At 44.2% G+C, this 19,570-nt stretch carries 17 protein-coding genes; 12 read left to right on the top strand and 5 right to left on the bottom strand.

Annotated elements, in window-relative coordinates; translation table 11 throughout:
• Positions 1-36: 36 nt before the first annotated feature.
• A complete protein-coding gene (locus ACJVC5_RS10655; protein ID WP_408095492.1) occupies positions 37-1,815 on the bottom strand; it encodes a glycoside hydrolase family 15 protein in 1,779 nt (592 codons plus the stop codon).
• Between the two features lie 49 nt (positions 1,816-1,864).
• On the opposite strand from ACJVC5_RS10655, the gene ACJVC5_RS10650 reads away from it, so the two are divergent.
• Genes ACJVC5_RS10650 through ACJVC5_RS10640 form a run of 3 tightly spaced genes read left to right on the top strand, consistent with a single transcriptional unit; the run spans position 1,865 to position 5,995 of the window.
• Positions 1,865-4,054, top strand: coding sequence for a bifunctional alpha,alpha-trehalose-phosphate synthase (UDP-forming)/trehalose-phosphatase (locus tag ACJVC5_RS10650; RefSeq protein WP_408095491.1), 2,190 nt, complete (start codon positions 1,865-1,867; stop codon positions 4,052-4,054).
• Entirely contained in the window at positions 4,055-5,134 is a 1,080-nt protein-coding gene (locus tag ACJVC5_RS10645) for a mechanosensitive ion channel family protein (protein WP_408095490.1), read from the top strand.
• Positions 5,135-5,179: 45 nt separating this feature from the next.
• On the top strand, positions 5,180-5,995 hold the full coding sequence (locus ACJVC5_RS10640; protein WP_408095489.1) for a hypothetical protein: 816 nt from the start codon (positions 5,180-5,182) through the stop codon (positions 5,993-5,995).
• Here ACJVC5_RS10640 and ACJVC5_RS10635 read toward each other — a convergent pair.
• The 3 genes from ACJVC5_RS10635 to ACJVC5_RS10625 are packed head-to-tail and all read right to left on the bottom strand — an operon-like array spanning position 5,974 to position 7,283.
• Positions 5,974-6,771, bottom strand: a complete 798-nt coding sequence (locus ACJVC5_RS10635; protein ID WP_408095488.1) for a hypothetical protein — start codon at positions 6,769-6,771, stop codon at positions 5,974-5,976. The genes ACJVC5_RS10640 and ACJVC5_RS10635 overlap by 22 nt on opposite strands.
• Positions 6,772-6,801: 30 nt before the next feature.
• On the bottom strand, positions 6,802-6,999 hold the full coding sequence (locus tag ACJVC5_RS10630) for a heavy-metal-associated domain-containing protein (RefSeq protein ID WP_408095487.1): 198 nt from the start codon (positions 6,997-6,999) through the stop codon (positions 6,802-6,804).
• An 8-nt stretch (positions 7,000-7,007) separates the two neighbouring features.
• Entirely contained in the window at positions 7,008-7,283 is a 276-nt protein-coding gene (locus ACJVC5_RS10625; RefSeq protein ID WP_408095486.1) for a hypothetical protein, read from the bottom strand.
• A gap of 63 nt (positions 7,284-7,346) precedes the next feature.
• Here ACJVC5_RS10625 and ACJVC5_RS10620 point away from each other — a divergent pair, with 63 nt between their 5' ends.
• Together ACJVC5_RS10620 and ACJVC5_RS10615 are read left to right on the top strand one after the other, a co-directional pair.
• The gene (locus tag ACJVC5_RS10620) at positions 7,347-7,565 is read left to right on the top strand and encodes a hypothetical protein (RefSeq protein ID WP_408095485.1); all 219 of its coding nucleotides are present in this window, start codon (positions 7,347-7,349) and stop codon (positions 7,563-7,565) included.
• A gap of 23 nt (positions 7,566-7,588) precedes the next feature.
• Positions 7,589-8,101: a hypothetical protein gene (locus tag ACJVC5_RS10615; protein ID WP_408095484.1), complete on the top strand. Its 513-nt coding sequence runs from the start codon at positions 7,589-7,591 to the stop codon at positions 8,099-8,101.
• On the opposite strand, the gene ACJVC5_RS10610 is transcribed toward ACJVC5_RS10615, so the two are convergent.
• Positions 8,096-8,713, bottom strand: a complete 618-nt coding sequence (locus tag ACJVC5_RS10610; protein ID WP_408095483.1) for a hypothetical protein — start codon at positions 8,711-8,713, stop codon at positions 8,096-8,098. The genes ACJVC5_RS10615 and ACJVC5_RS10610 overlap by 6 nt on opposite strands.
• A gap of 34 nt (positions 8,714-8,747) precedes the next feature.
• Here ACJVC5_RS10610 and ACJVC5_RS10605 point away from each other — a divergent pair, with 34 nt between their 5' ends.
• The 7 genes from ACJVC5_RS10605 (at position 8,748) to ACJVC5_RS10575 (ending at position 19,563) form a co-directional block, all read left to right on the top strand.
• The gene (locus tag ACJVC5_RS10605) at positions 8,748-9,281 is read left to right on the top strand and encodes a hypothetical protein (RefSeq protein WP_408095482.1); all 534 of its coding nucleotides are present in this window, start codon (positions 8,748-8,750) and stop codon (positions 9,279-9,281) included.
• Position 9,282: 1 nt separating this feature from the next.
• Positions 9,283-13,680, top strand: coding sequence for a hypothetical protein (locus ACJVC5_RS10600; RefSeq protein WP_408095481.1), 4,398 nt, complete (start codon positions 9,283-9,285; stop codon positions 13,678-13,680).
• 72 nt (positions 13,681-13,752) lie between these two features.
• Complete coding sequence (locus ACJVC5_RS10595) at positions 13,753-15,138, top strand: cryptochrome/photolyase family protein (RefSeq protein ID WP_408095480.1); 1,386 nt, start codon at positions 13,753-13,755, stop codon at positions 15,136-15,138.
• A 133-nt stretch (positions 15,139-15,271) separates the two neighbouring features.
• Positions 15,272-15,952, top strand: coding sequence for a succinate dehydrogenase cytochrome b subunit (locus tag ACJVC5_RS10590; protein WP_408095479.1), 681 nt, complete (start codon positions 15,272-15,274; stop codon positions 15,950-15,952).
• Between the two features lies 1 nt (position 15,953).
• Complete coding sequence (locus ACJVC5_RS10585; RefSeq protein WP_408095478.1) at positions 15,954-17,873, top strand: fumarate reductase/succinate dehydrogenase flavoprotein subunit; 1,920 nt, start codon at positions 15,954-15,956, stop codon at positions 17,871-17,873.
• A gap of 32 nt (positions 17,874-17,905) precedes the next feature.
• Entirely contained in the window at positions 17,906-18,679 is a 774-nt protein-coding gene (locus ACJVC5_RS10580; protein WP_408099233.1) for a succinate dehydrogenase/fumarate reductase iron-sulfur subunit, read from the top strand.
• A 38-nt stretch (positions 18,680-18,717) separates the two neighbouring features.
• Entirely contained in the window at positions 18,718-19,563 is an 846-nt protein-coding gene (locus tag ACJVC5_RS10575; RefSeq protein ID WP_408095477.1) for an EamA family transporter, read from the top strand.
• Positions 19,564-19,570: the final 7 nt, after the last annotated feature.

The raw sequence follows: 19,570 nt of genomic DNA, 5'->3' as shown, positions 1-19,570 counted from the left end.
GGAAGGGCATCCTCTTTAAAAGATGTGATATAAAAACTACTCAAAAATAAGCTTGTCTCGCTTACGAGCAAGGCGAGTGACTGTATTAATGAGGCCCACGTGGCTGTAAGTCTGTGGAAAGTTCCCCCATTGGCCCCCATCATCTGAACTTAGATCCTCACTTAAAAGTCCTAAGTGGTTGGAGTGAATAATAATATTCTGCAGACTCTTCTCCGCCTCGTCCAAGCGATTGAGCACCAATAAAGATTCAATGTACCAGTAGGTACAAATGAGGAAGGTCGCGTGAGTGTCTCCAAAGTCATCATGAGCGCGGTAACGATAAATCATTCCTTCAGGCGTGAGAAGTTCCTGCTCTAACCGCACGAAGTGTTTTAGCGTCTTAGGGTCTCGAGGATCAAGATAATTAAAAATGATCAGAAGAAATGCACTGGCATCAAAGTAAGAGACCGTCTGATCAGACATGTAGCACTCATATTCTTTCGAATAACAACGCTCAATATTTTTCTCAGAAAGTTCAAGGATCTTCACCGCAAGATCGGCCAACTGCTGATCACCATAATGATGGGCGATTTTAAGTCCGGCCTTCGCACCGGCCCAGTGAAAGACATAGGTCTCTAAGTGTTTCTGTTGTTTTCCTCTGAATTCCCAAATACCCGCATCCGGCTCATCCATTCGTCGTTCAATTTCTTGAAGAAGATTACGAATTGTATCAAGAGAGAGCATTTGTTCTCGATGAATAATACGTTCATCCATATAAAGTGGCAGAAGACTTAAGATAACCTGTCCGAAAGAGTCATACTGCTTCTGATAGTAGGCCGCATTCCCAACTCTCACCGGGCCGTTTCCATCGTAACCTTGAAGAGGAAGTTCACGTTCCGTTATGTCCGATTCTCCATTAATCCGATAAACCGGTTGAAGATTACAAATGTCATAAAGAATATTGTGAATGAAATGAAGATATCTTTCCGCTTCCTCGAAGTGACCCAAACTATTCATGGCCGCAAGACTAAAATAGGAATCTCGTAACCAGCAGTAGCGATAGTCCCAGTTTCTTCCTGAGCCGGGGTATTCAGGAAGAGATGTCGTTCCCGAAGCAATGATAGCTCCCGTATCTTCAAACTGATGAAGCTTGATCGTGATCGCAGAACGGATCATTTCTTTTTGAAAGATATTGGGAATGAAAGTGTCCTTCACCCAACCCCGCCAATAGCGATTGGTCTTATAATAGAATTCCTCAAAGGTTTCTTTTAAAGGGGCCTCAAAAGGATCTCCACCAGACAGGACCATATAAAGATCTTCTGTCAGAGTGAATTCTCTTTGTTCAATTATATAAGACTTCGCCGCATTGGTGGTGAGACGAACCGGATAATGAAGCCCTTTATAATTAATGTGATTTGATCCCACGGATATTTCGGGTTTCTGTTCACCATAATAGCCACGAGGATCACAAATCAATTTGATTCTTGGTTGCCCGCGAAGTCGCCTGATCTTCCTAAAAAACTGAAGAGGTTTGTGATAACGATCATGAATGCCAAATCGAGGGGCGAAATCCACCACTTCAAAATCTCCGTCTTCACAATAGAACGAAGTAATGATGCTGGCGGAATTCTCAACGTATTGTTGTTTGGTTCTGAAGGGCTTACAGGGAACAACTTTAAATGTCCCACCTTTCTCTTCGTCAATAAGAGAGCCGAAAATAAAACTCGAATCCATGTAGGGCCAGCACATCCACTGAACCTCACTATCATCTCTTATGTAAGCGATGTAATGACAGTTTCCGGTGATCCCTAAGTTATAGCGATGTGCCTTCTTCATGGTAGGATTTTAGATTATTATCCGTGCTGATTCAATGTCGGAGGTTCCAATGTCACGATGCCTTCTCGTCAGTAATCGCTTACCCGTTGCATTTAACTCGACTCTTAATATCTTTACACCAAGCTCTGGTGGATTAGTGTCTGCCATTAAAGGTCTTGATTCATCGAAGGTTGGTTTTGAATTTGAATGGATGGGAATCATAACTGATGATGTCGATCCGGAGAAAATTAATTCACTTCGTACGACACCTGTCGGAAACCTTCCGAGTCATCCTATCGTTGTGCCCAAAAAAAAATATGATCTCTATTACAATGAATACAGCAATAACGTGTTGTGGCCACTTCTTCACTATGAACGCTCAATGGTTCACAATTCCGAAGACGGATGGGAGGCCTATAAAGAGGTCAATCAAATGGTGGCAGAGGCCATCATTCAAGAGGCCCGTGATGATGACACGATTTGGGTCCATGACTTTCAATTATTTTTGGTGCCGGGACTTGTTAAAGATAAAAGGCCCAACTTAAAACTTGGATTCTTTTTACATATTCCTTTCCCAAGCTCAGAGATTTTCCGAGAACTTCCTCAACGCCGTGAAATTATCAGTTCTCTTATTCGCTGTGATCTGGTGGGATTTCATGATCTCTCTTACCTCAATCATTTTCGAAGTTCAGTCCAACGAGTTTTAGGAGAAATTCCCTCCAATGATCGCATGTGGGGCGTGTACCCTATTTCGATTGATTCACAACATTTTCTGGATTTACGCCATCAACCGGAGACCCAGGAGTTCATCAAAAAATATCAGGAAAATAAACGAGACAAAAAATGGATTCTGGGAGTGGATCGACTGGATTACATCAAAGGCCTCTTGCTCAAGCTTCAGACCTTCAAGGCATTTCTAAAACGTTTCCCGGAAGAGCGAGAAAAAGTTCAACTGGTTCAAATCGTCATTCCTTCACGAACTGAAGTTCCGGAGTACAAAGAATTAAAAGATCAAATCGAACAATTAGTTTCGAGCATTAATGGGCAGTACGGAACTCCGGCCTATACACCCATTCACTATCTCTATCATTCAGTTTCAGAAATGGAACTGTCGGCCCTCTATCAGCTAAGCGAAGTTCTCCATATCGGAAGCCGAAGAGATGGGATGAATCTTGTGAGTCTTGAATACATCATGTCTCAAACCGAAGAAGACCCAGGAGTGGTTTTATTAAGTGAGTTTGCAGGAGCTCATTCAACTCTGAGCTACGCCGTCTCCATTAATCCCTGGAACATCCAGGACACCGTGGTAAAACTGCGCGAGGCCCTTCATCATCCTTTGGTTAAACGGAAAGGTGAAATTGGGGCCATGAAGGACTTCCTGATTCACTATAATTCATCTGACTGGGCAAAGGTCTTTTTGCGAGATCTCGTGAGAGAACAGGAAGTTCCAGACAGTACCTTGACTCTCCCTTCCGATGGAAAATTTGAATGGATGAAAGATCTGGAAGGTAAAAAGATTCTCTTCTTCTGCGATCTGGATGGGACCCTTGCTCCTATCTCCTCTTATCCCAAAGACGTTAAACTCAATAGCAAAACGATTGAACTCCTTCAGATGATCTCCGAGAAGAAGAACTGCGAGTTTGTGGTGGTAAGTGGCAGAGACAAAGAGTTTCTGGAAGAACAATTTATTGATAATGATTTCAAGTTTCCTCTGGCCGCTTGTCATGGTGCCTACTCTTACTCTCCAAAAGATGAGACCTGGCACAATCAAATCCCTGGCGATACGACAAGATGGAAAGATTCAGTCAAAGATATTTTAGAACTCTATACTCAAAGGACTCCAGGAAGTTTTATTGAAGACAAGGGCCATGGAATGACCTGGCATTATCGCAATTCTCCTCGAGAATTTGCGGATTTTCTCGCGAACAAACTTTTCTTTGAACTTGAAGCATCTCTGACGAATCAACCGGTTCAAGTCATTCGCGGGAAAAAGGTCATTGAAGTTAAATCTATTCATGCCAACAAAGGTTTTTTCGTTCAACAATGGATTCAAAACCAAGATATAAAACCCGATGTGGTGGTCGCGATCGGAGATGACTCAACTGATGAAGACATGTTTCATGTCATTCAAGAGAGAAAAGACATTTCCCCGTTTTGTATCAAGGTCGGACAAGAAAAGACCCAGGCCCATTACTTTATTAAAGAACAAAATAGCGTCAACCTCTTCCTCCTGAACTTCCTCGATAGTGTGGGGAACTAAATGAGGAATCTTCTCCCAAATCCCTATCTCCTGGCCATTGGGATCAGTCTCCTTTCCTTTTTCCTCGTTTTAGGAATCAAGGTCCTGTTATCAACTAAGATTGGCCGATTCATCGGAAAACCAGACAATAAGTGGGACGACATCGTGGTTTTTACCATGGAGAAAACCACTTATATCTTTATGGCCGGTCTTGCTATCTATATTGGCTTCATGGCCCTTCCTCATTCCAAAAAATGGACGCATTATGGGGACCGTGCCTTTTTTATTATTCTCATGTGGCAGGTGGCAATCTGGTCGTATCACCTTCTTGATAAGTGGCTTGCCTACGCTATTTATCGCAGAACCAGGACCAATCCCGCGGCCGCGAGTTCCGTCAGTTTAATTCGTCTTTTTTCTCGCTTTATTCTTTTTACCACTCTCTTTCTTTTTACTCTTAGTAATCTAGGCATCCGAGTCACCACAATCATCGCGGGTCTTGGGGTCGGGGGTATCGCCGTGGCGTTGGCGCTCCAAAAGATTCTAGGGGATCTTTTCTCTTCACTTTCCATTGTTCTGGATAAGCCCTTCGTCGTAGGAGATTTTGTCGTTCTTGATCAGTACATGGGAGAAGTGGAAAAGATCGGTCTCAAAACCACTCGTATTCGCTCACTTTCCGGTGAACAAATTATTATTTCGAACTCTGATTTGCTCGCGACTCGAATCCGAAACTATAAGCGCATGCATGAACGAAGGGTCGTGTTCTTTCTTAATCTCGTGCATGACTTAAGCGTTGATCGCTTAAAAGAGGCCGTAAGCATCATCACCTCAATCATTCACACTAAGAACCGAACTCGTTTTGAGCGATGTCACTTTATGAGAATTTGTCCCACCTCCTTTGATATTGAAACGGTTTTTTGGGTGCTTAGTGAGGACCACAACCTTTACATGGACATTCAGCAAGAGATTTTCCTGGAAATTCTTCAGGCCTTTAGTCAGGCAGGAATTGAGTTTGCCTCCCCGATGCAAACTATTCATGTCGTCGGTGAGGGGCGACCTCTCGGTCATCAAGATCACAAACCTGTAGATTCTATAGTCTCTTAAGCTGGGCCCTTTTCTTTTAGGCCCTTCTTCCTTTAAAATAAATCTATGATTCTTTTGCCCCTCATCTTTGCTGCCATGTCGGCCCTTGCCGCAACAGAAGCGCTTAATACATTCGAGAAGACCTTCCCTCGTGATAACACGTTCATTTACCACAATGGAAAACGCCTTGAACTCATGCTTCGTGGTTATAGTAAGTATACTGAACCGAATGAAAGAGGTTTCGGGGAATACTTCTTTTATCGCCTGAAAGATAGGCCAAAGCTATTTACGTTGAACGAGCTCCGCTCGGATAGCTTCAAGTTTTTTCCGGGAACAGGGTCTCTTTGCACTAAGACCCTTTGTTATCAGATTGATCAAAACAACATTGCTGTTCTTCTTTTAAAAGAGAACCGTCCTTTTAAAGAGAAACTCACTATTCAATTTTTGGACTCAACTTTGGCCCCAAAGAGTTTCCTCGAAACAGACTATGTGACAGATAAGGCCGTTCGCAGAGTTGATGGATTCGCCATTCGTACCTGGACGGAGTCTCTTGATAAAGACATGGGCCAGGTAAAGATCGAGAATGAAGATTATATTTACCAGGAAAGAGAATTTCCTAAATGGGTGGGCTACTCAAGCCGCGGCTTCGAGGTCCTTCCTCAAGATACGTTCGTCAATTTTCCGTGGAAACGTTTCTTTCAGGATGAAGCTGATTTCTTAACTGCTGCCGGCTGGAACGCAACTGACAAGAAATTCACCAAGAGTCTTCTCCTCGTGGCTGTTAATCACAAGGTTCAAAAACGCTGTATCTACCTCACAGATGTAAAGCAAAAGTACACTGGTTCTGAGGCCTGGCGTTGTCAGACGATAAAAGCAGAATAAATCGAAAAGAGCTCTTCTAGTTTCCCTTCATACTGAAGGTCTAGCCACGGGTGACGGTCGGCAATGATTCGCTTCGTGAATTTTCCTCTTACGACAACTTTCACCGGTCGCTTGTGGGCGACGGCCTCAATTTGCTTAAGAGTATGATCAATATGTTCAACCTGGCCGTAGTCATAAATGAAGTAAACGTCGGCCATCGGAAGTTCGAATGATTTATCAAAAAGATCCTGGGCAATAAGCTGAGAACGATTAAAACCAAGCTCTTTGTAGATGCGATTTCCTTCATCTACTCTCGCCTTCACGTACTCATAGCCAGTGAATGAGTTCTTGATATACAGGCCACCAATCACAATCCCCATGCGTCCATAGGCCGCTCCGAGATCAATGATGTGCTGATAAGGTTTAATTTTTAAAAGCTGAAGAATGCGCAGGCATTCAGAGTAAGGTGTTTGAAGTGTCTGAAGATCCAGTCCCACCCATGTCTGAACTCCAGAGTGAAGGGCCGGTCCCCAGGTTTCGTGAGAACCATCAGGCTCAAAACCACGGGCCTCAGCGATCATCATTTCTTCAATATACTTTAAACGAAACCCAAGAATACGATCCACCATATTGGCATGCTGGCGGCGGATAACATCATTGGCCTTTGGGGTCTGATAGAATTCTGGATGGTGAGCGAGAAGTTTTCGGTCACTCAACGACAATTGAGTTCCCTCCAGACGTTGGAAGTCCGAAAGAGATTTTAGCTCCGTCCTGGGAAAAAACTCTAATTGTAGCAAAACCTAATCCTTAAGTTTGACCTACCAGTATTATTTCATTTTTTCGGGCGTATAACCAATTTCTTCTAGTAGGTAAATTACTCGCTCGTCAGAAACACTGTCCACGGTCACGGTCTTATCTTTAAGATTGACCTCGACCTTGGCGGCCGGGTTCTCTTTTGCAAGTTCAGCTTTAATTGCTTTCTCGCAATGACCACAGCTCATATCGTTTACTTTAAAAATACTCACGATGTCCTCTAATGCAGAATGTCTGGCTTTTCGTCAGAATCATCTGCTGTTCTCTCAACCGAATCTAAAAATTTTCTAAGTCTTTGTACACCAACAATCAGGGCCTCTTCAGCGCTCAACTGATGATAGATGATATCAACATGCTTAAAGATCTTATGAGATTCCTTATTAATTATGTCCACTTCTGCATGAAACTGCTCTTTAACCTGATGCAGAGTAATCCGACCTAAAAGATAAGGATTATTTTCTAGCTCAATATATTTTTCTTGTGGGTAGTCACTCATAATTCATTAAATTTGCCTCCGAATGGGACGAAAAGTCAATGATCCACAAACCTAGGAGAACCTATGAAATTCGTTACTTTCGCTTTGGCGCTTATGCTTACAACTGTTTCTGCTTTTGCCCATAATCATGAAGAGAAAAAGAAAGAAGGTCATGATAAAGAACACCAGCATGTTACTACTGATAAAGTAGACCATGATCATGATGATGCTCATCACAAGGCCCACGATCATAAGGCCCATCATCCAGAGCATGTTGATGCTCCAAAGACAAAGAAGAAGTAATTTAAAAACAAAGGGTGAGGTCTATGAACTCATTACAAAAAATGTTTCCAAGCCTCACCCTCTTCTCAGATCTTAATTGGGAAGCGGTCACTGAAGAATATGAAAGAGATTACATTGATCTCGCCTTTCCTGAATATCTTCAGCAGAAATCTCTCGACGGTGATTGTCCCCCTTATCTTTTTGAACTCGCTTTTTATGAACTGGCCCTCTATGATGCCAAGACTTCCATTGAACCTTTTCCTCATCAGAGCGGTATTTTTCTTAACCCAACGGCCCTGTTTTTAAGTTTGGAATTTGATGTTTCTAAAATGCTGGAACAAGCATTGAGCGGGAACATTGAAATTATTGAACGTCCCCATGTTCTCTGCTTATTCAGAGACACTCATGACAAACTTCATACGATGGAATTAAGTGAAGAGGCGCTTGAACTCTTGCAGTTTTTAGAAGACGGCCCTCAAAGTGATCGTGAATTTGTTCAGGATGAGATTCAATTTAATGAATTAAAAAAGACCGGCCTCATTATTGAGAACTTATAGCTTTTTTATCTTCGCAACTTCGAAATTAACGAGTCCCAATTCCTCGCTATTAAATTTCCAGCCAAATTCTGTGGCCTCGCCCTCTGGCCATAATGTCCCGATGGCCTCGAAGGTCTTAGGATTGGGATATTCTAAAGAACCTTCAGTTCCAAAGATGTAGTGCCCACCCGGTTTTAATTTTTTCCAAAGTTCAGGAATAACATTTGATACACCAAAAACAATGATCTGATCGTAGCTGGCGAGATCGGGATTGTTTACTTCAGAAGAAAAGTACTCCTGATAGTAATTGGTGATTTTTTTTGGATCTTCATTTTGAGTCACCGTCTCTGCGCTGAATTGGATCGCTACCACTCCAAGAGCACCCATATTTCTCGCCAAAACCGCTCCACCTTTATCGAGAAGGGCCACCATGAAAGCAATCTTTGCATCCACTGAAACAAAGGGAGAAAGACCGAGAGGATCACTCAAATCAAAGAGCGAAGTCATTGAAAAGGTGGGTCCCATATAAAACATGGAAGAGGACCAGAAACTTGGAAGAAGAGATTTCGGTTTATTTTTGATCGTCGCTTGTGGGTTTTCGATTAAGACCTGCATGGCACTCACCTTTTTCATCTAAGTTCCGAATAGTACGAGGTAGGAGTCTCATATGATGAAAATATTTTTCGTCCTTTCTATTGTAATGACTTTTTCCCTAAGCGCCCAAGCTAAAAGTTTGGAGCTCAAGAAAAACAGTGGATCCATCTTTGTTGAAGAAAAATCCGACTGGAAATTAAGTCGTGATCTATTCGGGATGCCGTTTATCTATTTCTCGCCTGAGTCTAATGGACAGCGCTCGAATATTTCCTTCACGGACACAGGAGCTGAACTTGAGTTAGACATTAACTCACTTTCTTCTAACCAAAAGTCCTATGAGAACAATAAAAAAATATGGGCCGACAAGGTCGGAGCGACTCCTCGTTCATTCGTCCCTTATAAAGCGACCGTCAATCAACATGGTCACCGCGTTCATTCAATTGGTTTCTCTTATGTGCATGAAGGGAAAAACTATCTCGAGAAATCCCACTACATTGAATGTCGGGGAAAAATTATTTTCTCTAAGTCCCTCCGTCTGATCGAAAACGAAAAGCACGAAAAGGACTTCTCAGATCTCATCAGCTCGCTAGACTGCGGAGGGGTGTAAGATGAAACAAATTCTTTCTCTCCACCTGGCGCTGGTTCTTCTTCTCTCTTCTCTTTCGGGAATTGCTCCCGCCTTTGCGGAAAGCAAAAAGGCCCCGGTCTCCACCTGTGAAAATGGTGAGTGTATCCCCAAGCTCGTTGATAAACTGGAAGATCTCACGAAGGTCTATGAAGACACCTGTCTTCCTTCCGAAGGTAGACGTCCTGCGGATCTCAAGACCTATTTTGAAGAGAACGGTCTGTCTGAGCAGTGTTGGAAATACATCACTGAAATCAATCATCTCGAAACTGAACTTCTAAAACATCAAAACCGCTTGGAGGCCCGCCTCGGCTGCGAAAGTGGTGATTGTAAACTTCCAGATCAAGAAGACAGCTTAAATGCCCAAATTAAAGAGCTGAGTAAATCTCAACAACAGCTAAGCTGTACTGAACCAAAAAAACAAGCCATCAAAAACCAATGTGGTAGTGACATGACCTGTGCTCTTGTGGCCGGGGCCATGGGAATTGGTGGTTATGTTGCGGAAATGATCGTTCCAGAAAATGCCAAACCTAAGAATTGTCACCTAGGTGATGATAGTTGTACCACACAGCTTGCGACTGGATTTTTAAAGGCCGCCATCTCTTTCTTTGAAGGAGCTTGGGATCTTTTAAAAATGGCAGGCAAGGCCGCTGGTAAACAGATGGGGAAATTCTGGGACTGGGTAAGTGGCGCTGAAGATCACTCTTCGACTGCTCAACTTGCCTTGGCCCGCGCTTCCGAAGACCCTGGCGTCTTCGACATGTTAACCAATGACTTCTCCGGTACCATGAAGAAAATGTGGACCGGTCTCGTGGCCGCTCTTAAAGAGTGGCTCAAAGCAGATGTCTTCTGTGAAAAGTGGGAAAAGGTTCCACGTTTCAGTAAGTGTCTTAAACCAACTGATAGCTTTGACTGTATTTCATGTAAGTCCATGGTGAATGGTCTGTGTTCAGTGACAGGAACTCTGGTGGCAGAAGTTATTCCTGCGTTCCTCACTGGAGGTCTACTCACGGCCGCAAAACATGGTGCCAATGGTGCCGCAAAAATTGCGAAGCTCTTCAAGGTGTCAGACAAGAGCATGGCCGCCATCAAGAACTCTCGGGTGGCGAAAATTGCCGCCGATGCTGGTTCGAAAGTTGACGACATTCTTAAACTCACAAATAAAGCGAAGGCCGCAAAAGCAACTGTTTCTGCTTCCCTCGCCTCTATCAGTAAATACCTTCTTACTCCAGCGAGAAAAGTCGCAAAGAGCGCCTATGGTGTTCTGTCTGAAACGATGAAAAAAGGCAAGGTCTTCATGCAAGACACGGGAACCGGCAAGGTCATCGTGTTTGGTGGTAAGGCCCTTAAAGCAACTGGTCGCGCGGTTCTTTATCCAATTGATAACCCTCTTACAACTCTCGCCTTCAAATCAGGTTCAAGAACTTTTGAGAAGGCCTTCAAACTAGGAGCTCCACGTCTGGCGGTCTCAACTGCTGCGACAACGGCCGTGGTTAAGAGCGAGAAAGGAACAGAGACCATTCTGGCCAAGCTAGAAGAGGCCCGCGTTAAGAAGAAAGATACCACGAAGCTTGAAGAAGAACTTCTCAAGAAAGTTGAACCGAAACGCCGTGAGATTCTGGAAAAAGTCCTGGATGATGAGAAGGCCGACTTCTCTGATATCGTGAGAAACCTTTATCCAGAACTTCAGTATGGAAACTTGGCCAAGAAACTTCCTTCTGAAAAAGTCCTGGCAGCAGAAAAAGAACTCTATATTACCATTGAACAAATGCCGGACAGTGCTCGCAAGAGCGCCCTGCTTAAGCGTTATCAGTCTCATGTGGTCCAAGGGGAAGCACGCTCTAAGATCATCAAAGACAATGCTCCCACTTATAAAAAGATCATTGATAACTCTCAATTAAAACAAGACGAACGTTTTAAAGAAGCGATGAAGATCACCAAGCGTGAAGTTGTCTCACCTGAGGAGAAGGTCAAACTTCAAAAAGCACTGGAAGACGCTCACCTATTTGGTGAAGGTAAGGTGTTTGAATACAGCTGGTCTGAACTGCGCGAGAAGTACCGCATTCTGACTGAAGGTGGATTTACCAAAGACGAAGCCGATCTTCTGATCCGAGCTGGTCTCGCGGGCCGTCCGCCTGTGCGTGAACTGGTTCAGCCAGGTAACACTCTCTTTAGTGGTTTCGCTGAAGACATTACCAAGGCCAACTACCTTGATCAGAGAGAGCAGCTTTTTAAACTTATTAAGGACAAAAATCCTGATTCATCAGGCAACTTTATCCAAAAGGTCCTGGGTTATAAGAAGACTCCTTCGAAGGACATCACAAATAACTTAGAGTCACTTTACTTCATTGATTATCAGCATACGGTTCCGGAGCTGGATACGTTCCTCAACGGAACAAAGCAACTGGATAAATCTCAAATGGCCGCTCGCTATGAGAAAGAGGCCTTCGAGAACTTCAAAAATGCCCGGAACTATCTTCTAGAAGAGAAACCGGAGTTCTCAACCGCGACTCTTAAAGAAGTCCACAAGCACATGATGAAGGGTGGAATTGAAAATATCCATCCTTCTCAAATCGGGACCTTTAGAACGGCGGAAGTTTACGGTAACGTTCCTCAAAATTACGCCATTGATGGAGCGATTAAGACTGAGCTTGAAAAGAACCCATACATCACTTGGATTGAAAATGGTAAGACCGCCGATGGAAAATTCTATGGCCGTGCTTACTACCCTAATGCCTCGACCATAAGTAAAGAAGGTCTGGATCTCATTCGTGCAAAACATCCCCAGCTCGTGGTTGAGATTGAAAAAGTTCAGCAACCGTATCTTAAGGCCAAAGCTGTCTCTGAAGAATTAAATAAGCTGGGTGCGCTTGAAAGACAAACGCCGCAAGGAAAAGAACTTCAAGCACAGCTCGATGCTTTAAATAAGGAATACACCTCTTCGCAAAAAGTTCGTCAGGAGCTAAACGGAAAACTGGTTGATGCCATGGTGGACGATCTGATGGATTGGTTCACTCGTGAACGAACGCTCATTGGAGACATCAATACTCCAGAGAAGCTTGATGCCTATGTGGATCTCGTGGCAAAGTTCCAGCGGGACCTGGTTTCGATCCATCCATTTGCCAATGGTAACGGTCGCTCGACTCGAGAATTCGGTCTTTCATATGCCCTGATGAAAGAAGGCTTTCCGCCTCCGCGTATTATTGATCCGAACGCCGACATTTACCGCAGTCTTGAAGATTGGAAGAAAATCGTGAAGCACGGTATTCTTGCCACCGACTTCCTGGTAGATGATATGACTGAACGTTTGAAGTTTGGTCTTACGGTTGAAAATTCGACAGAACTTATTACTCCGTTCACACGCCCTCCAGTTAAAATGGACCTTAAAGGTGCCTCTAAGAACGCAACTAAAATGGAAGGCGTGGAATACATTGATCCTCGTCTTTATCGCGAAATTGTAAAACGTGAAATGAAGGCCGATCCGACTCTGAGTGCTCAACTTGAATCAGATCCAGTTGGTGCTTGGGACAAACTTCATAAGAAGGCCGAAGCTGTTTATGCCAAAAACAACATCTACTACAAGCACCCTAAATACGGTGTTGAACGTGTTGAGATCGGTTACGTGGATGATGACTTCAAACAGCTCTATGGTAAATCAAGTTATGATAACAAAGAGCTTTTCGACTTTAAAATGAAGAACTGGTACTCAGATCAGATCACTTGGCGTGGTCTCGCGAGTAAGCACGCAGTAAAAACTGAGCCTGAGATTCTTCAAATGTTCAAAGAACTCTCGGCCCACAATGCTTCAAACGCTGTGGTTGGAAAACTCCGCGGGAACAGTTCACCAGAGGCGGTTCGCAAAGCGGCCTTGGAAGATTTTGAAAAATATAATGATGATGTCTTTGGTGACGGACTAGTGAAGATGGCAAAAGACCACTCAGAAACAGGTCCGATGTATGGCCAAAGTTACGGCTACTCTACTTCGAAGAACCGTGAAGTTGGTAAGGCCTTCGCCATGGGTGCCATGGTGGTTGGTGAATACGGCGCTCACCGTGCTCCTGAACTTCAGGCCCTCTTAAAGTCCCGTGTTCTGGTTGGTGCGCGCAAGGCCCATAAAGATGTGGATCTGACCCGTCTAAAACAAGTGAGAGATGAGTTCTCTTATAAATATGGACGTCAGCAAGAAGTCATGGGTATTGGTGCCAGTGATCCTGATTCAATCTCCATCATCCAGACCATTAATGCTGAAGGTGGCGTGGATCTGACTTATCTTAGAAATCCACAGAAGCCGGATCAAATTTGGGTGATCAAAGGTGACATTGATCCGAAAGACACGCCTAGGCCGGAACAACTATTAAAAACAATCAAGTTAGAGCGTTAATCACTTCAACAAATCTATAACAAACAAAAAGGGGCCCTTTAAGAGGGCCCTTTTCTTTGGGAAAATCTTCTTATGAATCAACTCTGTTGGATAAGAAGAGACCTTCGTTTACATGATCACGCCGCCCTCTCCAGTGCCTTGGAGAAAGGTGAAACGACGTTGGTTTTTATTTTTGATCCATTGATTCTGAATAAACTTAAAGACACCCAAGACCAGCGCGTGACTTTCATCTATCAGTCATTGGAAGAAATGGAGAAAGAAGTTCACAAGAAAGGTTCATCCATCATCATTCGTTATGGTGATCCAGTGGAAGAAATCCCCAAGCTCGCTCAGGAACTGAAAGTCTCACGCGTGGTTTGTAATCGCGATTACGAACCCTATGCCAAAGATCGCGATACCAAAGTGGGAAAGAAGCTAGCGGCCCTCAATATTGCTTTCGAACAATTTAAAGACACTGTCTTCTATGAAAAACGTGAAGTCTTAACCAACACGGGTGGCATCTACAAGGTCTTTACTCCTTACAAAAATAAATGGATCGAAACTTTTGAATCACAGGACAAAATCATTTCCGACTTTTCGTGTGATCTTAAAAACCTCAGGAAATTTGAAGACCAAAAAAATATTTTGAAACACAACTGGTACCAAGATATTGGCCTCATTGAAACTCCTCCACTCTTAACCGGTGGATCCAAGGCAGGACTTAAACGTCTGAAAAATTTTGAAGCGAAGCTTGATGAATATAAAGAGAATCGAAATTACCCAGCGATCGAAGGGACCTCTTATCTTTCGGTCTACATTCGTCATGGAAACATTTCCATTAGAGACATGGTTCGCTTGGCCACTTCTCATCATTCCGAAGGTGCCCGGACATGGTTATCAGAAATTATCTGGCGAGATTTTTATCAAATGATCCTGGACACTCATCCTTATATTATAAAAGAGGCATTCAAGCGTGAGTACGACCAAATTAAGTGGTTGGGTGAGGAACGTCACTTCAAGGCCTGGTGTGAAGGTGAAACTGGCTTCCCAATAATAGACGCGGCCATGCGCTGCTTTAACCAGACCGGTATGATGCATAATCGCTTGCGGATGGTGGTGGCATCATTCCTTTGCAAAACACTTTTAATTGATTGGCGCAAAGGTGAGCAATATTTTGCTGAGAAACTCCTGGACTTTGACCTTGCTGCCAACAATGGGGGCTGGCAATGGTCTTCAAGCTCCGGCTGCGATGCTCAGCCCTATTTCCGCATCTTTAACCCTTACTCTCAAAGTGAAAAATTCGATCCGAAAGGTGAATTCATCCGATCTTGGGTTCCCGAGCTTGCTCACTTAAATGCAAAAGACATCCATCAACCTGATTTAAATCAGGCTTCGGACTATCCATCTCCTATTGTGAGCTACGAACTCAATCGTCAGCGTTGTTTGACTATGTATTCAGTTGTTAAAAACGCCAAATAACGCTTCGTATTAGTCGGCTAAAAAAATCAAATTCTCGACTGACAACTCGTTCAAATCTGGTACTCTAAAAAGCAATTAAATTCAGACGTATATCCATCTATTTCTTTCGTTTTTTCAAAGGGAGTTCTTTCGTATGATGACATCTGCTGTTAATCATTACTTCGGTTCTTCCATCGGTAGAAAACAGTTAGTGGCCATTACTGGTCTACTTCTCTGCGGATTTCTTGTGGGTCACCTCTCAGGAAACTTTTTACTTATGGTTGGTCCGGATGCTTTCAACCTCTACAGTCACAAGTTGATTTCACTAGGCGCACTTCTGTGGCTTATTGAAGCTGGTCTTGGTCTGGTTTTCCTCGTTCACCTTGGTCTTGCTTTCAAGCTTACTATCGAGAACAAAAAAGCCCGTGGCGTTCAGAAATACGCTGTTAAGAAGAACACTGGTCGTGGAACAACTTTCATGTCGGCCACTATGCCTTACACAGGTCTGGTTCTTCTCGTGTTCCTCATTCTTCACCTTATGAATCTTAAGTTCGGTTCTTATTACGAAACTACTGTTGGTGGTGTTGTGATGAGAGACATCTATCGCACGACGATGGAATACTTCGCGAATCCAGTGAACGTGGCCTGGTATGTAGTGGCCATGGTATGTGCTGCTCTTCACACCGCTCACGGTTTTGCTTCTGCGTTTCAGTCTCTAGGACTTAACCACGGAAAATACTATTCAAAAATTAAACTAATCGGTTACGTGTATGCTGTTGCAGTTGGTGGAGGCTTCGCTTTCCTATCTGTATGGGCCTACTTGAAGGGAGTGTAATATGACGATTAATCTAGACTCCAAAATTCCTAGCGGCCCTTTGGCCGAGAAATGGGACAAATATAAGTTCGAAGCTAAGCGTGTAAACCCTGCTAACAAACGTAAATTCACTGTTATCGTTGTTGGTACTGGTCTTGCTGGTGGTTCCGCTGCCGCAACTCTTGCTGAACTTGGTTACAACGTTCTTTCATTCTGTATTCAAGATTCACCTCGCCGCGCTCACTCGATCGCCGCTCAAGGTGGTATCAACGCCGCTAAAAACTATCCTAACGATGGTGACTCGGTAAAAAACCTTTTCTACGACACAATCAAGGGTGGTGACTACCGCGCCCGTGAAGCAAACGTTTATCGTCTTGCTCAAGTGTCTAACAACATCATCGACCAAATGGTTGCTCAAGGTGTTCCATTCGCCCGTGAATACGGCGGATATCTTGATAACCGTTCTTTCGGTGGTGCTCAAGTTTCTCGTACATTCTACGCCCGCGGACAAACTGGTCAGCAGCTTCTTCTAGGTGCCTATTCTGGTATGATGAAGATGGTTGCCAAAGGTAAGATCAAGCAATTCAACCGTCGCGAGATGATGGACCTTGTAACGATCAATGGTAAGGCCCGTGGTATTATCGTTCGTAACCTTCTTACTGGTGAACTAGAAAGATATGCAGCTGATGCTGTTCTTCTATGTACTGGTGGTTACGGTAACGTTTTCTATCTTTCTACCAACGCTCAAGCCTCAAACGCTTCTGCCGCTTGGAGATGTTATAAGCGTGGTGCTGCTTTCGCTAACCCTTGTTTCACACAAATTCACCCTACTTGTATCCCTGTTCACGGTGATTATCAGTCTAAGCTAACACTTATGTCTGAGTCTCTTCGTAACGACGGACGTGTTTGGGTTCCGAAGAAAGAAGGTGATACTCGTAAGCCAGCAGACATTCCTGATGATGAAAGAGATTACTACCTAGAGCGCGTTTATCCTTCATTCGGTAACCTTGCTCCACGTGACGTTTCTTCTCGTCAGGCCAAGTTCCGTTGTGACGAAGGTAAAGGCGTAGGCTCTACAAAACGTGCGGTTTATCTTGATTTCCGTGATGCGATTAAGCGTGATGGTAAAGAAACAATCGAAGGTAAGTACGGTAACCTTTTCGAAATGTACGAAAGAATCACGGCCGACGATCCTTATAAAACACCAATGATGATTTACCCTGCGGTTCACTACACTATGGGTGGTCTATGGGTAGATTATAACCTTCAGTCGACAATTCCTGGTCTACATATTCTTGGTGAAGCAAACTTCTCTGACCACGGTGCAAACCGTCTTGGTGCTTCTGCACTTATGCAAGGTCTTGCCGATGGTTACTTCGTGATTCCATACACTCTTGGTAACTACCTTGCTTCAACTCCGCTTGAAAAAGTAACGATTGAAGACAACGCTTTCAAAGATGCTGAGCAAGCAGTTATGCTTCAGACTTCTAAGCTTCTTGGAATTAAGGGTAAGCACACTGTTACTCACTACCATAAAGAGCTTGGCCACATTATGTGGGAGAACGTTGGTATGAGCCGTAACGAAGAAGGTCTTAAAAAGGCCATCGACGGAATCAGAAAACTTCGTGAAGAATTCTGGCACAACGTAAGCGTCCCGGGTGACACTGGAAACTTCAACCTAGAACTTCATAAAGCAACTCGTGTTGCTGACTTCCTTGAACTTGGCGAGCTTATGGCACTAGATGCTCTTGAGCGTAAAGAGTCTTGTGGTGGTCACTTCCGTGAAGAATTCCAGACCCCTGATAACGAAGCGAAACGTGATGATGAGCACTTTGCTCACGCGGCCGTGTGGGAATACACGGGTGCTAACTCAAGCCCTATCCGTCACAAGGAAGAGCTCGTGTTTGAAAACGTTAAACTCGCTACTCGTTCGTATAAATAAGGAGCGCTAGATTTATGGCATCTACAGAAAATATGACGTTAAACCTGAAGATTTGGCGTCAAAAAGACAATAGTACAGAAGGCAAACTGGTTGATTACCGTGTTGAACAGGTCTCTCCAGATATGTCTTTCCTTGAAATGATCGACGTTCTTAACGAGCAACTTGTTGGGAAAGGCGAAGATCCAATTGCTTTCGATCACGACTGCCGCGAAGGTATTTGCGGTATGTGTTCAATGATGATTGATGGTAAGGCCCACGGTGGTTTCAAGAACACAACAACATGTCAGGTTCACATGCGTATGTATAAGAGCGGTGACACGATTGTGGTTGAGCCGTTCCGTGCAGCTGCTTTCCCTATCATCAAAGACCTTACAGTTGATCGTTCTGCGATTGATAAAGTTATGGCGGCCGGTGGTTACGTTTCAGCGAACACTGGTAACGCTCCAGATGGTAACTCAATCCTTATTCCTAAGCCGATCGCTGATGAAGCGATGGACGCTGCCGCTTGTATCGGTTGCGGTGCTTGCGTGGCCTCTTGTCCAAACGGTTCAGGTATGCTTTTCATGAGTGCGAAGATCTCTCAACTTGCTCTTCTTCCTCAGGGTGCAGTTGAGTCTCCGAAGCGTGCTCTTAGCATGGTTCACGAACACGATACACTTGGTTTCGGTAACTGTAGTACTCACGCTGAGTGTGAAGCTACTTGTCCGAAGAGCATTTCTATCGAACACATCGCCCGCGCTAACCGCGAGTACATGAAGGCCGCTTTCACGTACCACGAGAAAAAGCGTTCTGAGGGTGGAGCCTAATCCTTTCCATAACGGGGTCCGCAAGGACCCCTTTTAGTATGAACAGATTATTTCCTATTCTCATTCTCGTCCTCGCCATGTGCTCCATTCAATTCGGGGCCTCAGTCGCTAAAAAATTATTTCCCATCGCCGGTGCAGCGGGAGCTTCGTCCCTTCGCCTGATGTTCGCGAGCATCATGATGATTTTATTTTTTAGACCTTGGCGAGTGAAGTTCTCAAAGAATGAATGGAAGAGTCTCGCTCTCTATGGAGTCTCACTGGGACTCATGAATCTCTCTTTCTACTACGCTCTTGAAAGAATCCCTCTGGGAATTGCAGTGGCACTGGAGTTTACAGGACCTCTGGCCGTGGCCATCTTTTCTTCGAAAAGAAAGATTGATTATCTCTGGGTGGTTTTGGCCGCAGTTGGGATCTTCCTTCTTCTTCCGAAATCAGACAGTCCAGGAGCACTCGATCCCGTCGGTATGTTCTTTGCCCTTCTCGCAGGATTTTTCTGGGCCCTCTATATTATCTTTGGCAAGAAGGCCGGAGACAGTCATAGCGGTGGAATCGCTTCCGCTATGGGAATGGCCTTTGCGGCCGTTGTCGTTCTACCATTTGGTCTTGCAGTAGATGCATCTCGTATGTTCACCACAGAGGCCCTGCCTCTCGGCGTTTTCATCGCTCTTTTTGGCAGTGCCATTCCCTATTCATTAGAAATGATGGCCCTCAAAAAAATGGCGACAAAAACTTTCGGTGTCCTCATGAGCCTGGAGCCAGCGGTCGCGAGTTTAATGGGACTTATCTTTTTAAGTGAGCATTTATCTCTGCTTCAATGGACGGCCATTATGTGTGTCATCGTCTCTTCATTGGGCAGCACCCTCGCATCGACAGAACAACATTGAAGATGCA

The sequence above is a fragment of the Peredibacter sp. HCB2-198 genome, assembly GCF_045999315.1.
Classification (GTDB): domain Bacteria; phylum Bdellovibrionota; class Bacteriovoracia; order Bacteriovoracales; family Bacteriovoracaceae; genus Peredibacter.
This window is presented reverse-complemented; position numbering and strand designations above follow the sequence as displayed.